Raw genomic sequence first — 4,371 nt, forward strand, 5'->3', positions numbered from 1 at the left:
TGGCGACGGCCAGGGCGAGCGCCGCCGGGTCGTCCGGGTCGTCGAGGTCGGCCAGGACGATCCGGTCCGGGCTGCTCCGACTGCGCGGAGCGGGCCAGCCCCCAGACCGCGGCGCCGGCCAGGTCGGCGGCCTCCTCGTCGGCCACCGCGACCGCCCCCCGGGTGACCACCACCAGGGTGGACCGGGCGTACCGGTCGTCGGCGAGCCAGGTCTGGACCCGCTCCAGGACCCGGTGGGTCGCCCGGTGCACGGCGGCGGCGTCCCGGCCGGGCTCCGACCGCAGCACCACCACCTCGGGTACGTCCTCGCGGACGTCGTCCCACGCCGCCCAGCGCATCGGGGGCGCGGCGACCGGTGCGGCGGGCTGCCAGGTCAGCCGGTACAGCGGTTCCTGGCGGCCGGCGGCGAGCTGGGCGGCGGAGAGTTCCCGCAGGGTGAGCGACTCCACCGAGGCGACCGGCAGGCCGGCGGCATCGGCGATGTCGAGGCGTACCCCGTCGCCGGCCGGGGTGACCCGGACCCGGACGGTGGTGGCGTCGGGCACCGCGACGGTGACGCCGACGAAGGCGAACGGCAGCCGGACCAGCCCGACCTGGCCGGCGTCCAGGCCGACCGCCTGGAGGCAGGCGTCGAGGAGGGCCGGGTGCATCCGGTACCCGTCGTCGGCGCCGTCCCCGGCCGGCAGGGCCACCTCGGCGTACACCTGCTCGCCGGCGGTCCACGCGGCGCGCAGCCCCTGGAACGCCGGCCCGTACGCCAGTCCGGCGGCGGTCTGGGCGGCGTACCGCCCGGTGAGGTCGACCGGGACGGCGCCCGGCGGCGGCCACGCGGCCAGGTCGAACGACGGCGGCTGGGTGGCCGGGGCGACGGCGCCGGTGGCGTGCCGGGTCCACGGCTGGTCCGGTCCGCCGTCGCGGGAGTGGACGGTGACCGGCCGGCTGCCCGCCTCATCGGCCGCGCCGAGCAGCACCTGGACGGTGACCCCGCCGCGTTCCGGTACGACCAGCGGTGCCTCGAGGACCAGTTCGGTGAGGGCGTCGCAGCCGACCTGCCCGCCCGCGCTGAGCGCCAGTTCCACGAAGCCGGTGCCGGGCAGGAGGATCGCGTCGCCCACCACGTGGTCGGCGAGCCAGGGCTGGCTGTGCACGGAGAGCCGTCCGGTGAGGACGGTGCTGTCCGAGCCGGCGAGGGTGACGGCGGCGCCGAGCAGCGGGTGGCGGGCGGCGTCGACCCCGACCGCGCCGAGGTCCCCGTCGGCGGTGCTGGTCCGCTGCCAGTACCGCTGCCGCTGGAACGGGTACGTCGGCAGGTCGACCGTGCGGCCGGTCTGCGGCAGCAGTGTGGTCCAGTCGACGGTGGTGCCGGTGACGTGCAGCCTGGCCAGGGCGGTCAGGGCCTGCCGGTGTTCGTCGTGTCCGCGCCGCAGGGTGGGGATGATCGTGGCGTCGTCGGTGAGGATGCCCTCGATCATCGGGGTGAGCGCGGCGTCCGGGCCGAGTTCCAGGAACGTGGTCGCGCCGGCCGTGTGCAGGGCGGTGATGCCGTCGGCGAAGCGGACCGCCTCGCGGACGTGGCGCACCCAGTAGTCCGGGTCGGTCAGCTCGCTGCTCGCCAGGGCGCCGGTCAGGTTCGACACGATCGGGAGCTGCGGCTCGGCGTAGGTCAGGCTCGCCGCGACGGCCCGGAACTCGTCGAGCATCGGGTCCATCAACGCGCTGTGGAAGGCGTGGCTGACCCGCAGGCGGGTCGTCTTCCGTCCCAGCTTGGCGAAGTGCTCGGCCACATGCAGCACGGCAGCTTCGGGACCGGAGATGACCACCGACCGGGGACCATTGACGGCCGCGATGTCCACACCGGCACTTGGCGCCAGCTCGCGGCCGTCGCTGTTGGCTGCGACCGTGCTGTCGCGGTTGGCCGCAACCCGGCCGGTGCCGCCGCCGTTGGCCGCGACCGCGCCGCCGCCCTCGCTGTTGGCCCTAGCCGAGCCGGTGTCCTGGCCGTTGGCCCCGACCGCGCCGGTGCCGGCGCCGACGGCCGGGCCGTTGCCGTTGCCATTGGGGGCTGAATCGTTTACGTCATCAGGTCGGTAGGGCGCGACAGAGGCATCCCGTCCCGCCAGCGCCGCCCCGCACCTCCTCCTCCGACGCCTGGATCGCCACCATCGCCCCACCAGCCGGCAATGCCTGCATCAACCGACCCCGCGCGGCCACCAGGCGGGCCGCGTCCGGCAGCGACCACACCCCGGCCACATGCGCGGCGGCCAACTCACCGATGGAATGTCCGGCGACGAAGTCCGGCCGCACACCCCACGACTCCACCAGCCGGAACAGGGCCACCTCGACGGCGAACAACCCGGCCTGCGCATGGCCGGTCTGCCGGATCAGCTCCTCGTCGTCACCCCAGATGACATCGCGCAACGGCCGTTCCAGATGCTGATCCAGCTCCGCCACCACCGCGTCAAAGACAGCGGCGAAGACCGGAAAGGCCGCGTGCAGCGAGCGACCCATGCCCAGGCGCTGCGCGCCCTGACCGGTGAACAGCACCGCCAGCCGACCGGTCCGGGACGTCCCCGACAGGACGGACGTCGCCGTCCCGCCGTCGGCGAGAGTGGCCAGCCCGGCGAGAAGTTCGTCGCGGTCGCCGCCCAGCACGGCGGCCCGCTGTTCCAGGGCGGCGCGGCCGGTCGCCAGCGAGTACGCCACGTCCGGCAGCCCCAGCTCCGGCCGACCCGCCAGGTGCCGATGCAGCCGGGCGGCCTGGGCCCGCAGCGCCACCTCGGAGCGGGCGGAGAGCAGCCAAGGCAGGGGTTCCTGCATCCCGGTTTCCGACTCCGCTGGGGTGGTCGGGGGCGGTGGGGCCTGTTCGAGGATGACGTGGGCGTTGGTGCCGGAGAGCCCGAAGGACGAGATGCCGGCCCGGCGCGGATGCCCGTTCGCCGGCCACTCGCGCGGACGGGTCAGCAGCTCGACCGCCCCGGCGGACCAGTCGACCTGCGGCGAGCGCTCCTCGGCGTGCAGCGTCGGCGGCAGCAGGCCGTGCCGCATCGCCTGCACCATCTTGATCACGCCGGCCACACCGGCGGCGGCCTGGGTGTGCCCCAGGTTCGACTTGATCGACCCCAACCACAGCGGACGGTCGGCGGGCCGGTCCTGACCGTAGGTGGCCAGCAGCGCCTGCGCCTCGATCGGGTCACCCAGCGTCGTACCCGTGCCGTGGGCCTCGACCACGTCCACCTCGGCGGCCGGCACACCGGCCGAGGCCAGGGCGGCCCGGATCACCCGCTGCTGCGACGGGCCGTTCGGGGCGAAGAAGCCGTTCGACGCCCCGTCCTGATTGACCGCCGAGCCGCGTACCACGGCCAGCACCGGGTGGCCGAGCCGCTGGGCGTCGGACAGGCGCTCGACGAGCAGGAAGCCGGCGCCCTCGGCCCAGCCGGTGCCGTCGGCGCCCGCCCCGAAGGAGCGGCACCGGCCGTCCGGGGAGAGGCCGCGCTGCCGGGAGAACTCGATCAGGATCTCGGGGGTGGCCATCACGGTCACGCCGCCGGCCAGCGCCAGCGAGCACTCCCCCGACCGCAGCGCCTGCACCGCCAGGTGCAACCCCACCAGCGACGAGGAGCAGGCGGTGTCCACCGCCACCGCGGGGCCCTCCAGGCCCAGCACGTACGACACCCGGCCGGCCGCCGCGCTGCCGCCGGCGGAGCTGCCGTACCCGTAGTCGTGGTACATCAGGCCGGCGAAGACGCCGGTGGGGCTGCCCTTGAGCGTGCCCGGATCGATCCCGGCCCGCTCGAACGCCTCCCAGGCGCACTCCAGCAGCAGCCGCTGCTGCGGGTCCACCGCGTACGCCTCGTTCGGGCTGATGCCGAAGAAGCCGGCGTCGAAGTCGGCGGCGTCGGGCAGGAACCCGCCGGCCCGGGCGTAGCAGCGGCCGGGGCGGCCCGGCTCCGGGTGGTACAGGTCGTCGGCCCAGCCCCGGTCGGTGGGCAGCGGCGCGATCGCATCCACCCCGTCGGCGACCAACCGCCACAGCTCCTCCGGCGACCCGACCCCGCCGGGGAAGCGGCAGCTCATCCCGACGATGGCGATCGGTTCGTCCACCGGGCGCGGCCCGGCCTGGGCGGGCGCGTCGGCGGAGACCCCGCCGAGCAGCGAGTCGAGGTACGCGGCGACGGCGTCGGCGGTCGGGTAGTCGAAGACCAGCGTGGCGGGCAGCCGCAGGTCGGTCGCCGCGCCCAGCGCGTTGCGCAGTTCCACCGCCGAGAGCGAGTCGAAGCCCAGCTCGGAGAAGGCGCGGTCCGGCTCCACCGCCTCGGCGGAGTCGTACCCGAGGACGGCGGCGACCTGGGCGCGGACCAGGTCCCGCAGCGC

At 75.5% G+C, this 4,371-nt stretch carries 2 pseudogenes; both read right to left on the reverse strand.

The annotated features are described in order from the left end of the window. A pseudogene (locus JNW89_RS28915) lies at window positions 1–1,856 on the reverse strand (polyketide synthase dehydratase domain-containing protein); the annotation flags it as partial. A 252-nt stretch (window positions 1,857–2,108) separates the two neighbouring features. Beyond that, window positions 2,109–4,371: pseudogene (locus JNW89_RS28920) on the reverse strand (beta-ketoacyl synthase N-terminal-like domain-containing protein); the annotation flags it as partial.

This window comes from Micromonospora sp. 4G55 (assembly GCF_016803375.1).